We start from the raw sequence: 16,311 nt of genomic DNA, 5'->3' as shown, positions 1-16,311 counted from the left end.
GAACATCCAACTCCCGGGACGGAGTACAGACATGAACGAGCCGCACGACAACACCCCGCAGCAGAGCCCCGCACTCCCCGCCTCCCTCTCCCGCCGCGTCTTCCTGCGCGGCGCGGCGGCCACCGGCACCGCCCTCGCGGTCGGCGTCGGCACGGCGGCCCAGGCCTCGGCCGCGCCCGGCGGCTTCCCCGACTACAGCTACGTCAGGACGCTCCTCAAGCCCTCGGACCTCGCGTACAACCCGACCGGCGAGATCATCTTCCCGTGTGTGCGGGGCACGGTGGGCAGGCTGTCCGGCGCCCTCGGACGGTTCCACCTCTACTACGCGCCGCATGACGCGCCGGGCGGCGTCTGCCTGGCCTACGGCGACTCGCTGGAGGGGCCGTTCACGGAGTACCCGGACAACCCGATCGTCACCAACGACTGGCAGCCGCACTACAAGGTCAGTCATGTCTCGTCGCCTCATGTGCTGTGGAACGAGGACGAGAAGGAGATGTGGCTGTACTTCCACGGCGAGAACACCACCACCCGGCTGGCGCGCTCCAAGGACGGCATCAACTTCACGTACGACAAGGTCGTGCTGTCCACCTCGATGATGCCCGCCGGTTCGACGGAGACGTCCTATGCCCGGGTGTTCCGCCACGACCTGCCCGCGCTCGGCGCCCGTTACGTGATGCTGTTCATGCTGAACAACACCACCGATCACCGCGACATCGCATGGGGCTGGTCGGCCGACGGGCGCGACTGGACCTTCGCCCAGGAGCCGCTGATCCGGCACACGGACGTCGGCGCGGTGAATGTGGGCGGCCCGCATCTGCTGACCCGGGGCGACAGCGCGTACGTCGTCTACAACAAGGACAAGGAGAGCGGCGGGGACCTGATGATCACCGAGGTCGGCAGGGACTTCTCCCGGCGCGACCATCTGGGCGTCTTCCACGACTCGCTGGACGGCGCTCCGGACAACGGCCGTACGGCGTCACCGAGTTTCGGCACGGAGAACGGCGTGCCGTACATGATCTACGAGGCCGGTGAGCGGCTCCAGGGCGCGATCGCGCTGGCCCGGGCGGAGTAGGGCCCCCTGCCCTGGCGGGCGGACGCCCCCTCACGCCACCGGCTGGTAGGCGTCCGTCCCGTCGTGGAGCAGACGGTCGGCCTGGGCCTCGATCTCCCCGAGCGGCAGATCGAGGTCGAGGGGATCGTGTACGGCGGGCTCCCGCCCTGGGGCGCAGGCTCAGTCACCGCTGCCGAGCCAGGCGATCGGGTCCTTGTACTGGTCGTCGTAGAGCACCTCGAAGTGGAGATGCGGGCCGGTGGACAGGCCTGTCGAGCCGACGAGCCCGACGGGAGAGCCGGCGGTCACACTCTGGCCGACCGTCACCTGGAGGGCGGACAGATGGCTGTAGGTGGTCTCGAGCCGCTTTCCGTCGAGCGTGCCGTGGTCGATCACCACACGGTTGCCGTAGGCCTCGGTCATGCCCGCGAACTCGACCCGCCCGTCCCGTGCCGCGGACACCTGGGCTCCCTGCGGCGCTCCGAAGTCGACGCCCGTGTGGAGCTTGGTGACCCCGGTCAGCGGGTGCGTACGGGAGCCGAACTCCGAGGTGACGGTGCGCGTGGTGACGGGGTGCGCCAGCAGCGCGCCGGGGGCCTTGTCGCTGTCCTCGGGGGTCTCCCGGACAAGCGCGTCGTACTGCGGCAACCGCTTCTTGACGCCGGCGACGAACTTCCGGGCCGCCTCGGGAATCTTGCCTGCCTTCTTGACCTCGTCCGTCCCGGCGGCGTACGCGGCGAGCGTGAGGTCCGGAACCTCACCGTTGACCGTGCCCTTGGTGCGCAGCGCGGTCACCTTCTTCGCGAGGGAGCAGTCCTGCCGCCCCAGCGCCATGATCGCGTCCACCGTGTCGTGCGGCGAGGAACTGCCGTTGCCGTCCTCGTCCCCGCCCCAGGTCTTCCAGTCGGCATCCGTGAAACGGGCGACGCCCTGCTCGGAGAGGCTGGCGGTGTCCTCCTGCCACCCGGAGAGCTGGTCGATGTGTGCGGCCAGGAGTGCGGGGGTGACACCCGTGCAGTCCGCGGTCGCCTTACGCAGCCAGGGGACGTAGGAGGCGTCCACATTGCTGACAGCCGACTGGCTCGGGGCGGGGCCCTGCTCCATGGCCGTGTCGAAGCCGCCGGTGAGGGCGAGGAAGCCGAACACTCCGGGGACGACCACCAGGCTGGGCAGCACGATCAGGGTGAGACGTCCTCGGCCGCGGCTACGGCGGGGGCGACTGGCGGCCGGGTCCGTTTCGGCCGGGTCCGTTTCGGCCAGGTCTGTTTCGACCGGTTCCTCTGTCACGTGCCGGGCCGGCTCCACGAAGGCGCCACGGCTGGGCAGGGTATCGGCGGTATGCGTCGGATCACGCCCCGACGCTAGCAATGCCATGACGGGGCGTCACCGGCCGCAGGGACAGACCGGACTGCCCGATGGGGCACAGTCGCTGCCCACCGGGGCGCCCCACGGGCGGCAGCCGTGTGCCGAGCCACCTCTTCGAGCCCGGCAGCGGCGTCCGGCGACCTACTTCTACGGCTGGACCGTTCAGCCGTCCTCGGCGGTGAGCGCCTCCGGTGCGGGCCCGGACAGGACCCGGCTCGCGTTGGCCTCGGCCTCGCGCTCGAAGCGGTCGGAGGGGTCGCTGACACGCAGACCGTCCCCGTTGTCGGTGCCCGCGACGGGGCCGGTGCGCTGCTGGATGACATGGGTGAGCTCATGGGCGAGGGTGTGCTTGTCGCCCCCGCCTTCACCGATGACGACATGGCTGCCGGAGGTGAACGCCCGGGCGCCGAGTTCGGCGCTGGAGCGCTGGGCTTCCGGCCCTGTGTGCAGGCGCACGTCGGAGAAGTCAGCCCCGAGCCGGGCCTCCATCTCGTCCTTGAGTGGACCGCCCAGGGGGCTCCCCGAGCTGTTGAGCACCTTGTCGACACCGGAGCGCTGGACCGCGGGCAGGGCGGCAGCCGTCTCGTCGCCGTGGCCGCACCCCGCGGAGTGCTCGTGCCGGGCCTGCTGAAGCATGCGCGTCACCGCACTGTTGCCCACGCTGCGTTGCAGGGCGAGGAGCGCCTCAGGGGCCATGGCCGCGGCGTCGCCACCGGCCCTGGCCGAGAGCGGGGCGAGGGCGGGGGCGGGCGACCGCCCGGCCGCACCCCGACGCTGTTCGGCTGCGGCGGACTTGCCGGGGTCGTGCTTGCCGGGGTCGTGAGCACGCACAGGACAAGCTCCTTCGATGGCTCGGGGCGACGGTCTTGCAGTCTTTCAAGATCTACCCGATCCAGCACTCCCGCGGGAAGGGGCGCGGGGGCAGCGCCCCTTGCCCCGAGAGGCCACGGCGTGAATCTCTTGATCAACAGGGCGTGGCATATGCATGCGTAATGCCCCAAAGCACCATAATCACAAAGCGAGGCAACCGCTCGACATCAGCCTCTCGATATGAACCTGAGGAGAAGACGTGCTCTCGAAGACGAAGAAGACCGCCCGCGCCGTGGTCACGACGCTTGCCGCGGCCGCCACCTTCACGATCGTCATGCCGACCGGAACCGCTTTCGCCATCAACGAGGTCAGCTGTGCCGACCAGGGCGCCTTCCTGAGGATCCAGTCGCACCACAGCACCGGGATCAAGAGCGAGGACTGCTACGCGAACGCCGGGAAGGTCGACTTCAAGGGGTGGTGGATCGACAAGATCTCCACGGGGAACAACGACGTGAAGCTCTACGACGCCAACGGCGCCGTGGTGTCGATCCCCCGCAACCGAGTGGTCACCTACCCCAACAACCCGCCGAAGATCAACGCGGTCGAGATCCGGTAACCCTCGCGCCCGGCCGTCGAGCCTCTTCCCACGCCACCGCCGGCGGGAAGGGGCTCGACGGCGTCACCCCCGAAGCCTCGCCCTCCCGGTCCAGGGCTCAGAGCATGATCAGCAGACGGGTGTTCGCCTTCAGCTTCCTGTTCACCGATCGGCTCTGCACATACACCTCCAGGGCCGGGTTGTTCCCCGCCTTCACCGAGACGGTCCCGTGGACACCCGTGCCGAACAGCAGGCTGCGCGCCGCGTCGCCCGAGTAGGCGCGGTCGGTGTCCTTCTCCACGACGATGACTTCCTTGTCGGGCTGCACCTGGACCCGGGAACCCAACTGGTAGTAGCACGAGCCGCGTTGGTAGGTCACACCCGGATGTGAATCGACGAAGGCACGGATCTCGGCCTCTTTGTCGACCTTCAGGAGCCGGTACTTGTCGGCCCGCACGGGCTCGAGGTTCGCCCGGACCTCGTCCACCGATATGTCCTGGCCCACGGCGAACAGATTCCTCGTCCCCCGCACACCCTGCTCCCGCCCCCGCAGGAAGCTGGTGGCGGCGGCGCGCACGGTGCCGATCGCGTCCTCGACACCCTTCTGGGAGTCCGCGTCCCAGATGGCTATGTTCCCCGCCGGGAAGCCGTAGTTCTGAGCGGTCCGCTTCGCCAGGGAGTTGGGGACGAGGATCGCGGACGTCCAATGGCCCGGCAGCGCGCCCATCTTGGCCGTGATCCTGTCGAGCCAGGGGCCGAGGATGCTCATGTCGCCGTCGTGCCGCCTGTCGCCACCGGAGGCGTTCTCCTCGCCGTCCGTCACGACGATCTGGAGGAAGCTGTGCTCCCCGTACTCCTCCCAGATGTGGCCCAGGTCGTCCAGCGACTTCAACGAGGCCTCGATGAGAGCGGTGGCGCCGTTGTTGACCTTGTACAGGCCCCGCATGGACGGCAGATGCTTCACATCCATGTCCCAGACCAGGTTCTCCACCTGGTGGTCGAAGGAGTAGAGGCTGATGCGGGTCTCATGGCCCAGGTTGTCCGACTCGGCCTTCAGGCCCGCCACGAACTCGTCCACGACGCGGATGAGCTGACCCTGGTGCTGGTACATGGAGCCCGAACAGTCCACTACCAACGCGACGTGATTCACCTTGTGCTGGATCTTGTTGGCGGACACGCTTGTGCTCCTTCGCCGAGGCTCCCCGAGTGATGCGACCGACTCTACGAGGGGGCACTGACAACGGCCTCGACTCCGGGCTCCACCCCCACCTGCCGCTGTTCGGGGCATCAGCCCACCGGAACCCGGGCCTCCGCGAGGGGATTTGAGCGGCCGGATCCGGGGTCCACATGAGCACACCACCACGCTCCGTGAGCAGTTCGGCCCACCGAACGGATACCCCTCCCCATGTGCCGGGCCGCTGGTCAGAGGAGCCCCACGGGGACGCACCGCCCCCGACGCGCTCGGTCAGCGCCGCGCAACTCCGAGAAAACGTGACTGAGCGGGATCAGCTCTGTGCTATTAGTGGCCAAATTTTTTCGTTGTTGTACCCGCCCGAAGGTGTAGCAACCGCATAGGATCATGCCGCACCGTGGGGCCCGACCCGCCCCAGCAGTGCGGTTCCCCCACCCCCCGATACATGCACCGCTTACTTTGCCTGCCCGTTCTCGACGGCCGGACGACGAACGCCGTCGTCCTCCGACACCCCACAACCCGTTAACAGGTATCTGCGTGCTACCGATACTCAGCACCGGTTCCGGCCACGGAGCCGCGCAGTGAAAATCAATCGCCGCCTCGCCCTCCTGGTGACCGTCCCCCTGGCCGTGGCCGTCATCTTCTCGGTTCTGGCCCTCGCGCCTGCGACCAAGCAGGCGCTCCAGGCCCAGCGGCTCACCGCGATGGTCGCCGTCGCCACCGACGCGGGCGATCTGGCCGACCAGTTCCAGCGTGAACGCGCGGCAGCCACCGCCTTTGTCTCACGGCAGGCCGATTCGGATGCGTTCAGGCAGAGTTCCGACGCGACCGACAGGAGCGTCGCCGTGTTCCGGGACAAGGCCGAGGGCCTCTCCGGGGTGCCCGGCAGCGCGCAGGACTCCCTGGACCGCGTCGACCGCTTCCTCGACGAGCTGCCCGCTCTCCGCGCTCAGGTGCGCTCGGGCAGCAGCACCATCTCGGCGCTCGCCTTCGGCTACCGGATCGTGATCGCCGACCTCAACGGCTACCGCGACGGCATCGCGCAGGCAGACGGCGTCGACGCCGACATCGCGGACCGGGTCCGCGCTGCCGCGGCCCTGTCCGAGGCGGCGGAGCACACGGCACAGCAGCAGGTCACCGTGATGAGGGCGCAGGCCGCCGGCGGCTTCACCACCGCTTCGCAGCGGACGTTCGACGCCGGACGCCTCGGCTACACGGAGTCCACCGGCATCATGTTCGACCTCGGCCCCGGCCAGTGGCGAACCTGGCTGGAGCGCACGCTCTCCGGTTCGAAGGCGCTGGAGGCCCGACGGCTCGAGGACGAGATCGGGCGTACGGGCACGGGTACGAAGATCGCGGTCACTCCGCAGGAGTGGCAGAAGGCGTCCGACGACCGGCAGACGCTGCTGCGTTCGGTGGAGAAGCGCATCGACGAGTCCGTCTTCTCGCTGGTCACCGACACGCGCACCAGGCTCATGTGGACGGCGGGCGGCGAAGTCGCCCTGGTGGTGCTGACCCTGATCGTGGCCGTCCTCGTCGCGATCCGCCTGGGCCGTGTCATGATCCGGCGGCTGCACGATCTGCGTAATGCCGCGCACGAGGTCGCCCACACCGGTCTGCCCGCCGTGATGAGCGAGCTGTCCCGGCCGGGCGCACTGAGCGGTGCGACGCCCGAGCAGGTGGCCCTGCGGTCGGGTGACCCGGTCCGCACGACGGGCGAGGACGAGATCGGCGAGGTCGGTGAGGCGTTCAACGCCGTCCACCACGAGGCCGTCCGCCTCGCCGCCCAACAGGCGCACACGCACGAGCAGTTCGCCGAGACGCTGGTCGGCGTCGCCCGCAGGGGCGCCAGGTTGACCGCCGTCATGGTGTCCGAGCTGGACACCGTGCAGCGCGACGAGGCCGACCCGGTGCGGATGAAGACCCTCTTCGCCCTGGACCACCTCGCCGTCCGCATGGAACGCAACACCAACAACCTGCTGGTGCTGGGTGGTTACGGAAACGCCCGGGTGCGGGCGGCTGATGCCGCCTGCTCCACCGTCATCGTGGCCGCCGCACAGCAGATCGAGCGGTTCGACCGTGTGTCCCTCGGGGTCATCGAGTCGGGGATCGGCATCACCGCCCGCGCCGTGCACGACGTGGCGCACATCCTGGCGGAGCTGCTCGACAACGCGACCCGGTACTCGCCTCCCGACAAGCAGGTCGGGGTCGCCGTATGGCGGTTGTGGGACCGAGCCGTCGTGCAGGTGGTCGACGAAGGGGTGGGCATCCCGGCGGAACGCCGAGCCGTCCACAACGCCGCGCTGCAGGAACCGCAGACGGGCATCGGAGACGTGCGCTCCATGGGCCTGCATGTGGTGGCACGTCTGGCGGCGCGACACGACATCGTCGTCGAACTGCGTGACTCGTCGGGCCCCGGCACCATCGCCGAGGTGACGCTGCCCGCGAAGGTCCTGGCCCTCGCCCCGCAGGAGACCCCGGACCGTCAACAGGGCCTGCTCGGCGCGGATCACGGAAGGGGCCCTGGCAACGATGTCAGGTATGAGGCCCCTCGTCCGATCACGCCACCGGGACCGGCGGTCCGCAGGCAGCCGGCCGGCGTGGGCGGACGGCCCGACCGCAACAGCACATCCGTCGGCGCGGGCACGGATGCCGGCAAAGACACGCCGCGCCACGACGAGCCGGCTTCGCGCATCGCCGGCGTCAGCTCCTCGGGGCTGCCGCTGCGCCAACGCAGGGCACCGCAGCCCCCCTTGGGCAAACGGGACGGCGCCGAACAGCGCTCCGGCACCGCCACACCGAGGCCAGCGCCCCGTCGCCGGGACTCCCGGCAGGTCTCCGACGTCCTGGCGGCCTACGCGCAGGGGATCAACAGGAGCACGAACCACCGTGGGCGCTCCGCCACGGACGACGACACCGAACGGACGAAGACATGACCTCTTCCGCCGACCTGAACTGGATCCTGAGCGACTTCGCCGGACGCATCCCGGAAGTCACCCAGGCGATAGCCGTGTCCGTGGACGGACTCGCCCTCGCTTACACCGGTGTGGAGCGTGACGACGCCGAACGGCTGGCCGCCATCGCGTCCGGCGTCGTCAACCTGCTTTCCGCGGCTGCCCAGTTGACGAACACCGACCCCGTCGAGCACAGCCTCACCGCGATGGAGGGCGGCTACATGTTCTCGATGGCCGTCTCCAGCGGCGCCTCTCTGCTGGTGACGACGACCAGGGACGCGGACATCGGTGAGGTCAGCTACATGATGTCCGAACTGATCAACCAGGTCGGTGACGCACTGACGCCCCAGGTACGCGAGGCGAGCCTCCCGCCGGCGCGCTGAGGCGGCGCCGTCTCCGTACGGCCCGTACCCCCGCTCCACAGCCAGTCCTGTCCGCCATGCTCGACACCACTGATGAGAGCCCTCATGTTCTTCGACACGCCCAGCGCCCGCCGCCGCAGGTTCCGGCCGGCCTGTGCCGCCGCCCTGGCCATCGGCCTTGCCGCCGCCACCGGTTGCAGCAGCGACAGCGGATCCGATGACGCCACCGTGAAGGTGGGCCTGGTCGCCTCCCTGTCCGGGACCTACGAGCCGGTCGGCACCGAGCTGCGCGCCGGCTTCGAGCTGTATCTGGACACCCACGACAACAAGCTGGGTGGACGTAAGGTCCAGCTCATCGTGGCCGACGAGGGCGACGGCCCGCCGACCGCCGTCCCCGCGACCACCAAGCTGGTCAAGAAGGACAAGATCGACGTACTGACGGGCTTCGTCAGCGGCGGCTCGGTCAACGCGGTGCTCCCGCTGGTCGACCAGGCCAAGATCCCCTTCCTGGGGTCGAACGCCCGGCCGTCCGTCAAGGACCTCGATCACGTGTGGACGACGAGCTTCCTGTCCGACGAACCGGGCAAGGCCATCGCGCCGTACGTCAAGGAGAAGGTCGACGGCCCGGTCTATGCGATCGGCCCCGACTACCAGGGCGGGTACGACGAACTGCGCGGCTTCACCGAGGAGTTCAAGCGCGTCAAGGGGAAGCTCGCCAACCCCGGCGGCAAGACCACCTGGACGCCGTTCCCGAAGACCACCAACTTCATGCCCTACTTCGCCGAGATCGCCAAGACGGACGCCAAGGCGGTGTACTGCTTCTACGCCGGCAAGGCCGCCATCGACTTCGCCAAGCAGTACGCCCAGTCCGACATCGCCGATCTGCCGCTCTACACGGCCTTCGTCACCGAGGGCAGCGTGCTCCAGGCCCAGGGCGCCGCGGCCGAGGGCATCTACTCCGTCCTGAACTACGCGGCCGACCTCGACAACGAGGCCAACCGTACGTTCGCCGCCGACTGGACCGCCGAGCACGACACACAGCCCACCACCTACGCGATGTCGTCGTACGACGCGGCCGCCGTCCTGGACAAGGCCATCGCCGACGCGGCGAAGGCCGGGGACGTGACACCGCAGACCATCAACGACGCCATCGCCGGCCTCGGCCAGATCGACAGTCCGCGCGGCGCCTGGGAGTTCGGCGACAAGGCGCACTCGCCGGTGCAGTCCTGGTACCTGCGCCAGGTCAGGCCGGACGGCGCCCAGCTGGCCAACGTCATGGTCCAGGACCTGGCGACGCTCGGCAGCTGACGTGAATCTCCTCGATGCCCACCTCGTACCGGCGGTGGACGGGGTGGCCTACGGGCTGCTGCTGTTCGTGGTCGCCTCCGGTCTGAGTCTCGCCTTCGGCACCGCCGGCGTACTGAACCTGTCGCACGGCACGCTGTACGCGATCGGCGCCTACACGGGCGCCGAGCTGAGTGACGGTACCTGGGGCGGCCTCGCCGTCGGGCTCGCCGCCGGGACCGCCGCGGCGTGCCTCGCCGGGGCGGGCCTCTCCGCGGCGACGGCCCCGCTCGCCCGCCGTGGGCATCTCGCACAGGCGCTGCTGACGTTCGGCCTTGCGCTGATCGGCGGCGATCTGCTCATCCAGCTCTTCGGAGCGGACGAGCTCCCCGTGCGTGTCCCCGAGGCGCTCGACCAATCGGTGACGCTGCTGGGCCACCGCTACCCCGCGTACCGTCTCGGGTTCATCGTGATGGCCGTACTGCTGGCGGCCTTCGGCACCTGGGTGCTGACCCGGACCCGGATGGGCGCGGCGGTGCGGGCCGCCGCCGACGATCCGCAGATGCTCGCGACCACAGGACACAACCCCCGCGCGGTGCACACCGGGGTTCTCGCTGCCGCCGGGGCGCTCGCGGGGGCGGCGGGGGTACTGGGGGCTCCGATCATCGGGCCCGGGGCCGGTACGTCCGAGACGGTGCTGATGCTGTCCCTCGTGGTGGTCGTGCTCGGCGGACTACGCTCGCTGTGGGCCACGCTCGCGGCGGCGGTCGCGGTGGGCGAGGTCCAGACGCTCGGCGTCTCGCTGGCGCCGGATCTCGCGCCGTATCTGCTCTTCGCCGCGATGGCGGCGGTGCTCGTACTTCGCTCGCGCTTCGCGGAACCGGCGTCCGCGCACGACTCGCACGGCCTGTCCCCCGACCCGGTGGACCGGCTCCGCCGCCGGCTCGCCGCACGGCTGCGGCCCGGCCGAAGCGGGGCGGCCGGGGGTCCCGCACCGAAGCCCGTCGTGGGCCGGAGCGCCCTCGCCGGGCTCGGTCGGCTGCCGGGCGCGACCGCCTGGCGGCAGGCCGCTCCGTTGCTCGTCCTGCTGGTGGTGCTGATCGCCCTGCCGGGACTGCTCGATTCGTACAGCATCTCGCTGGCCGGCTCCGCTCTGGCCCTGGGGCTGCTCGCGGTCAGTGTCACCATCCTCACCGGCTACGCCGGGCTTCCCACGCTCGGGCAGACCGCGCCGTTCGCCGTGGGCGCGTACGCCACCGCGAACCTCGCGGACGCCGGGTGGACGGCGGGCCCGGTCCAGGTCATCGTCTCGGCGCTCGCCGCCGCCGTCTTCTCCGGGGTCGTCGGGCCCGCCGTGATCCGGGCACGGGGCACCACCGTGCTGATGATCACGCTCGCCGTCGGTGAGCTGACCGGCGCGGTCATCAATCAGCTCAAGTCCGTCACCGGCGGCGCCGACGGCCTTGTCGGCTTCCCGGCCACGCAGGCACTGTGGGGCGGAGAGGGGATGACCGAGGAGAGCGACCTCTACACCTACGCCCTCGTCGTCGCCGCCGTCGCGGTCACCGTCACCCTGCTCGTGCTGCGCTCCCCCGCCGGGAAGCTGCTGACCGGCACCCGGGGTGCCGAGGCCCGTATGCGCGCCTCGGGACACCCCGTGGGCCGGTACCTGCTGACGGCGCACATCTGCGCGGGCGCGCTGGCCGGCGTGGGCGGCTCGCTGATGGTCACCGTCCAGCAGTACCTGTCGCCCGCCGACGTCGGCTTCGAGATCGCCGCCTTCGCGCTCCTGGCGGCCGTCATCGGCGGCACGACATCCGTGATCGGCGCCCTGATGGGAGCCGGGCTCATCGTCACCACCCGCGACTGGGTCGCCGGTTCGTGGCCCGGTCACGGCCCGCTGCTGCTGGGCGTCCTGTTCGTCGCCGCCGTGTACCTGCTGCCCCGAGGTCTGGCCGGCCTGCGCGGCGGGTCCGACCGTACGGGGCGCGGGCCCGGGGGTTCCCCGCCCGATGTGCCGCCGCCCGCCGCCCCCGTCCCGACCCCCACCGGGAAGCTCTCGCCATGACACCCGCATCGAACACCGCCTCGGTACCCCCGGTACTGGAACTGTCCCGCCTGACCCGCAGTTACGGCAGTCTCACCGCCGTCGACGACATCAGCCTGCGGCTGCTGACAGGCGCCCGGCACGCCGTCATCGGCCCCAACGGCGCCGGCAAGACCACCCTGCTCGACCTCATCGCGGGCACCAACAGGCCCGACCACGGCACGATCACCCTGGAGGGCACGGACATCACCCGCACAGCCCCCGCCAGGCGCAGCCGTCTCGGGATCGCTCGCAGCTTCCAACAGCCCTCCGTGATAGGCGAGTTGTCGGTACTGGACAACGTCGTCCTGGCCGGCTGGCCACACCACCCGAAGCGCCGCGGAGCGTGGCGCAGACCGTCCCGCTACCGGCAGCAGGCCGAGTCCGCGGGTCACCACCTGGAGACCGTCGGCCTCGCGGACAGCGCCGCACGGCCGGCCGCCGCGCTCTCCCACGGGCAGCGCCGCATGCTCGACCTCGCCGCCGCGCTGGCGGGCGATCCGCGTCTGCTGTTGCTGGACGAGCCGGCGGCCGGGCTGACCGACGACGGCATCGGCCGGCTCCTCGGCATCATCGGCTCCCTGCCGGAGAGTATCTCGATCATCCTGGTCGAGCACCACGTCGAAGTGGTGGCCCAACTCGCCACGACGGTGACCGTGCTGGCCGCGGGGCGGGTCCTCGTCACAGGCCCGACCCGGGAGACTCTCGCGCACCCCGAGGTCCGCGACGCCTACCACCACACCGGCAACGGCCTCGCCGGCGAAGCGAGAGGATGACCGACCCCCGATGCTCGAACTCACCGGCCTGACCGCGGGCTACCACGGTGGCACCGTCCTGCACGACCTCGACCTGTCGGTGCCGGCCGGCACGGTCCACGCCGTCGTCGGCCACAACGGCGCGGGCAAGACCACCCTCGTCCACACCGTCGCCGGACTGATGCGGCCGAGCGCGGGAACCGTGCGCCTGGACGGCCGGGACGTGACAGGCGAGCCCGCGCACCGGATCGCCCGCGCCGGGATCGGTCTCGTGCCGCAGGGACGGCGCGTGTTCGCCGGTCTCACGGTCGCCGAACATCTGCGGCTGTCCTATCGCCCGCCGCGTCGGGGCGACACCACGCGTCCCAGCGTATGGACCCCCGCGCGCGTCCTGGAGCTGTTGCCCCGGCTGGGGGAACGCCGGGGCAACCGGGGCACGGATCTGTCCGGCGGCGAACAGCAGATGCTGGCCCTTGCCCGCGCGCTGCTCGGCTCACCGCGGGTGCTGCTGCTCGACGAGCCGACCGAAGGCCTCGCACCCGTGCTCGTCCGGCAGGTCCACGAGCTGGTGACCACGCTGGCGGACGAGGGCATCGCCGTACTCCTGGTCTCCCCCGGTGCGGCCCAGGCAGCCGAGTGCGCCCGTACGCTCACGGTGCTCACCTCGGGGCGGACGACGCTCCGCATGGACGGCGACGACGCCCGCGCCGACAGCTCCGCACTGCACGCCGCACTCGAACTCGCGCCGCCCACTCGCTGACCCCCGGCCTGCCCCGGCCTGCCCCGGCCTGCTCCGGACGCGGGGGCACCGGGGCGTCCCCGCCCGCGCCTACCCGGCCTTGATGCTGTGCCCGCCGAAGCCGCTGCGCCGGTCGGAGCCGCTGTTCTGGTCCTGCCACCACACATCGAACTCCGGCTGTCCCATCGCCGACCAGTCGGGGGTGTTCTCGACCTGGGCGCTGCCCATCCGGCGGGCGAGCGCGACCATGGCCGCGCCGACGGGGCCGCGGCCGGCGTCGTAGCTCTCCAGGACCTCGGCCCAGCTGTTCCCGGCCCGCCACGCGGCCTCCAGGGCGTTGGCGTCCTGGAGCGCCTTCACACTGCCGCCGCCGATGTGCGGCCGGGCGACGCTCGCGGCGTCACCGACGAGCACCATCCGGCCCGAGGTGTACCGCGGCACCTCCAGGTCGTAGATGGGCTGGATGAAGGTGGTCTCGGCCGGTGTACGGAGCACCCGGGCCGCCCAGTACGGCGGGAAGTGGTCGGCGACCAGGGCGCGCAGGTACGCGGTGAGCTCCGAGTTGAGCCGGCCCGGCGGCAGAGAGGTCGGGCGCGTCAGGTCCGGGTGGAGGCCGTCGGCCTGCGGGGGCGCGGTGTAGAGCACCCAGTTGAGCAGGTGCCCGCCGACGCCGTCCGGGATCCGGTAGAGCATGCAGTGGCCGCCGGGGAAGACGATGTTGTGCGCGTCACGGCCGTCGGAGGGGAGGCCCTCGACGTCCGACGACGTACCGCGCCAGCCGATGTAACCGGCGTACGTCGCGTCGGCGCCGGGGATCATGGCCTCGCGGACGACGGAACGGTATCCGTCCGCCCCGATCACCACGTCGAAGTGCTCCTGATACCCGTCCGCGAGCCGCAGGGTCACGCCGTCGGCCGCAGGCTCCACACCGGTGACCACCGCGCCCGACCGGTAGGAGACCTCCTCGGGCACGCGGCGGCGCAACTCACTCCACAGCGAGCCCCAGCTGTAGGCGCGGAAGGGGAACGGCTGCTCGCCGATGGCCCGGCCGTGGTCCGCGTCGCCGTCGCGCGCACTCCACACCCGCCTCGTCAGCGGCGCCCAGGGCATCTCGGGAGCGACGTATCCGGCGTCCCTCAGCTCGTCGTACCGGTCGCTGTGCAGTGCGATTCCCACTCCCCTGTCCCGGAGGCGGGCGTCGGCACGCTCGAACACGGTGATCTTCCCGGCTCCGCCGCGCGACGCGGCCAGGGCTGCGGCGCACCCCGCTATGCTGCCGCCGACCACGGCGATGCTGCCTCCACGCATGACTGGCACTCCACTCACTCGGTGTTGCGGGCGCCGTTGCGGGTACTGCCGCCGCAATGGCGCGTCCGGCCTGAACACGCCCTTGCCGGGCGGTCGTTGCCCCTTCGCCACCTGTGCTCGGGACACAGACCGCACCCTATCGAGGAGTGCCGGGCCGGTGAGCGCCGTCGGCCTCAGTCCTTGTGCCCGCCCCCGCGCCCCGGATGCCGCATCCGGATCCATACGTCGCGCGCCTGCCGCCCCGCCCGTGTCCTGCTGCGGGCCACGAGGGTGCGCGCCTGAGCCGGGGTCTCCACCATGGGCCCGGAACCGCGCAACGGCTTGCCCGCCGTCTCGTGGAGGAAGAAGGTCGCGACGAGCCCGATGACACCGGCGACCATCAGGTAGTACGCCGGGATCATGTCGTTGTCGGTCATCTCGACGAGGGCGGAGGCGAACAGCGGTGTGGTCCCGCCGAACAGCGACACGGAGATGTTGAAGGCGATCGACAGGGCGCCGTAGCGGAGGCGGGTCGGGAACAGCGCGGGGAGCGTCGAGGCCGACGTGCCCGCGAAGCAGACCAGCAGCAGCCCGAGCATCCCGCAGCCGATCGCAGGCAGCAGGATGCCGCCCTGCCGGATGAGCAGGAAGGCCGGGATCGCGAACACGATGAGCGCCACGCTGCCGGCCATGAACACCGGGCGCCTGCCCCAGCGGTCCGATGACCTGCCGACCAGCGTGATGGTCAGCACCACGAGCATCATCGTGCCGAGGACCAGGAGCTGGGAACTCGTCTCCGGCTCGCCGAGCGTCTCGGACATGTACGTCGGCAGGTAGGAGGTCACCATGTAGTTCGTGACGTTGTAGAGAAGCACCAGGCCCATGCAGATGAGCACTGCCTCCCAGTGTTTCGTGAAGATCTCCTTGAGCCGTCCCTTGCCCGACTGACGCGCCTGCTCGACGGGATCGCCCTCGGACAGGGCCTCGGCCTGCGCCTCCTCCTCCGCCTGGAAGGCGGGGGTCTCCTCCAGCTTCAGCCGCATGTACAGACCGATCAGGCCCATCGGGCCCGCGACGAAGAACGGGATCCGCCACCCCCAGTCCGTCAGCCCGTCCGTACCGAGTGTCGCGGTCAGCACGGTCACCAGGCCGGAGCCCAGCGAATAGCCGACGAAGGTCCCGAAGTCCAGCCAACTGCCGAGGAACCCTCTTCGCTTGTCCGGTGCGTACTCCGCGATGTACGTCGTCGCACCCGCGTACTCACCCCCCGTGGAGAAGCCCTGCACCAGACGGCAGACCAGGAGGAGGATCGGAGCTGCGAATCCGGCCGCGGCGTACGTGGGGAGGAAACCGACGGCGAAGGTGCTCGCCGCCATCATGATCATGGTGATCGCCAGCACCTTCTGGCGCCCCACACGGTCGCCGAGGGGACCGAACACCAGCCCGCCGAGCGGACGCACGAGGAAGGCAGCGGCGAAGGTCGCGAAGGTCGACACCACCTGTGCGCCCGGCGAGCTCGACGGGAAGAAGACCTTTCCCAGGGTCCCCGCGAGGTAGGCGTAGACACCGAAGTCGAACCATTCCATGGTGTTGCCGAGGGCCGCCGCGGTCACGGCGCGGCGCACCTTCGGCCGATCGGTGACCATCACGTCCTCGGCGGCCAGGGCCTTCTTGCGGCGTCGCAGCAGCGTGCGCACCATCCGGTCCGTCGCCGACCGGTCCCCCTGTTGCCGGAGAACGCGCGGGTGTGGTCTCCGTCCGACCATGAGAGTTTCGCCCTCCGCTGTAGCTCCGGACCCCCCGCCCTACCGCGGGCGTCAGCCTCGGTCTT

The 16,311-nt window shown here is 70.6% G+C and carries 12 protein-coding genes and 1 pseudogene; 8 read left to right on the top strand and 5 right to left on the bottom strand.

The window, feature by feature from the left end; genetic code table 11:
• Positions 1-31 precede the first annotated feature (31 nt).
• Positions 32-1,072, top strand: coding sequence for a hypothetical protein (locus AB0C75_RS10645; RefSeq protein WP_362889101.1), 1,041 nt, complete (start codon positions 32-34; stop codon positions 1,070-1,072).
• A gap of 159 nt (positions 1,073-1,231) precedes the next feature.
• Here AB0C75_RS10645 and AB0C75_RS10640 read toward each other — a convergent pair whose 3' ends face one another.
• A complete protein-coding gene (locus AB0C75_RS10640) occupies positions 1,232-2,311 on the bottom strand; it encodes a M23 family metallopeptidase (RefSeq protein ID WP_362889186.1) in 1,080 nt (359 codons plus the stop codon).
• Between the two features lie 306 nt (positions 2,312-2,617).
• Positions 2,618-3,247: pseudogene (locus AB0C75_RS10635) on the bottom strand (DUF4157 domain-containing protein); the annotation flags it as partial.
• Between the two features lie 238 nt (positions 3,248-3,485).
• On the opposite strand from AB0C75_RS10635, the gene AB0C75_RS10630 reads away from it, so the two are divergent.
• A complete protein-coding gene (locus tag AB0C75_RS10630; RefSeq protein WP_362889099.1) occupies positions 3,486-3,842 on the top strand; it encodes a beta/gamma crystallin domain-containing protein in 357 nt (118 codons plus the stop codon).
• A 97-nt stretch (positions 3,843-3,939) separates the two neighbouring features.
• Here AB0C75_RS10630 and AB0C75_RS10625 read toward each other — a convergent pair whose 3' ends face one another.
• A complete protein-coding gene (locus tag AB0C75_RS10625; protein ID WP_362889097.1) occupies positions 3,940-4,998 on the bottom strand; it encodes a VWA domain-containing protein in 1,059 nt (352 codons plus the stop codon).
• Positions 4,999-5,594: 596 nt separating this feature from the next.
• Between AB0C75_RS10625 and AB0C75_RS10620 the strand changes: the two genes are divergently transcribed.
• From AB0C75_RS10620 to AB0C75_RS10595, 6 genes are all read left to right on the top strand, one after another.
• Complete coding sequence (locus AB0C75_RS10620) at positions 5,595-7,949, top strand: nitrate- and nitrite sensing domain-containing protein (RefSeq protein WP_362889095.1); 2,355 nt, start codon at positions 5,595-5,597, stop codon at positions 7,947-7,949.
• Entirely contained in the window at positions 7,946-8,350 is a 405-nt protein-coding gene (locus AB0C75_RS10615) for a roadblock/LC7 domain-containing protein (RefSeq protein ID WP_362889093.1), read from the top strand. The genes AB0C75_RS10620 and AB0C75_RS10615 overlap by 4 nt, the downstream gene beginning before the upstream one ends.
• An 84-nt stretch (positions 8,351-8,434) precedes the next feature.
• On the top strand, positions 8,435-9,637 hold the full coding sequence (locus AB0C75_RS10610) for an ABC transporter substrate-binding protein (protein WP_362889091.1): 1,203 nt from the start codon (positions 8,435-8,437) through the stop codon (positions 9,635-9,637).
• A gap of 1 nt (position 9,638) precedes the next feature.
• Positions 9,639-11,681, top strand: coding sequence for an ABC transporter permease (locus tag AB0C75_RS10605; RefSeq protein WP_362889089.1), 2,043 nt, complete (start codon positions 9,639-9,641; stop codon positions 11,679-11,681).
• A complete protein-coding gene (locus tag AB0C75_RS10600; RefSeq protein ID WP_362889087.1) occupies positions 11,678-12,475 on the top strand; it encodes an ATP-binding cassette domain-containing protein in 798 nt (265 codons plus the stop codon). Before AB0C75_RS10605 ends, AB0C75_RS10600 begins: the two co-directional genes overlap by 4 nt.
• Before the next feature lie 10 nt (positions 12,476-12,485).
• Complete coding sequence (locus AB0C75_RS10595; protein ID WP_362889085.1) at positions 12,486-13,214, top strand: ABC transporter ATP-binding protein; 729 nt, start codon at positions 12,486-12,488, stop codon at positions 13,212-13,214.
• A gap of 69 nt (positions 13,215-13,283) precedes the next feature.
• Here AB0C75_RS10595 and AB0C75_RS10590 read toward each other — a convergent pair whose 3' ends face one another.
• Both AB0C75_RS10590 and proP read right to left on the bottom strand, forming a co-directional pair.
• A complete protein-coding gene (locus AB0C75_RS10590; RefSeq protein ID WP_362889083.1) occupies positions 13,284-14,501 on the bottom strand; it encodes an FAD-dependent monooxygenase in 1,218 nt (405 codons plus the stop codon).
• A gap of 173 nt (positions 14,502-14,674) precedes the next feature.
• Positions 14,675-16,180 carry a glycine betaine/L-proline transporter ProP gene (gene proP / locus AB0C75_RS10585; RefSeq protein WP_362889080.1) on the bottom strand — a complete coding sequence of 502 codons (1,506 nt, stop codon included), beginning with the start codon at positions 16,178-16,180 and terminating at the stop codon, positions 14,675-14,677.
• Between the last annotated feature and the right edge of the window lie 131 nt (positions 16,181-16,311).

Source organism: Streptomyces sp. NPDC048565 (genome assembly GCF_040650935.1).
Taxonomy (GTDB): domain Bacteria; phylum Actinomycetota; class Actinomycetes; order Streptomycetales; family Streptomycetaceae; genus Streptomyces.
The sequence above is the reverse complement of the archived record's forward strand: the minus strand, read 5'-3'. Positions and strand labels throughout refer to the sequence as shown.

Excerpts from the sequence above, each read along its gene's own strand:
- AB0C75_RS10645 (WP_362889101.1), top strand. The coding sequence starts at position 32 with ATGAACGAGCCGCACGACAACACCCCGCAGCAGAGCCCCGCACTCCCC.
- AB0C75_RS10615 (WP_362889093.1), top strand. The coding sequence starts at position 7,946 with ATGACCTCTTCCGCCGACCTGAACTGGATCCTGAGCGACTTCGCCGGA.
- AB0C75_RS10610 (WP_362889091.1), top strand. The coding sequence starts at position 8,435 with ATGTTCTTCGACACGCCCAGCGCCCGCCGCCGCAGGTTCCGGCCGGCC.
- AB0C75_RS10600 (WP_362889087.1), top strand. The coding sequence starts at position 11,678 with ATGACACCCGCATCGAACACCGCCTCGGTACCCCCGGTACTGGAACTG.
- AB0C75_RS10595 (WP_362889085.1), top strand. The coding sequence starts at position 12,486 with ATGCTCGAACTCACCGGCCTGACCGCGGGCTACCACGGTGGCACCGTC.
- AB0C75_RS10590 (WP_362889083.1), bottom strand. The coding sequence starts at position 14,501 with ATGCGTGGAGGCAGCATCGCCGTGGTCGGCGGCAGCATAGCGGGGTGC.
- proP (WP_362889080.1), bottom strand. The coding sequence starts at position 16,180 with ATGGTGCGCACGCTGCTGCGACGCCGCAAGAAGGCCCTGGCCGCCGAG.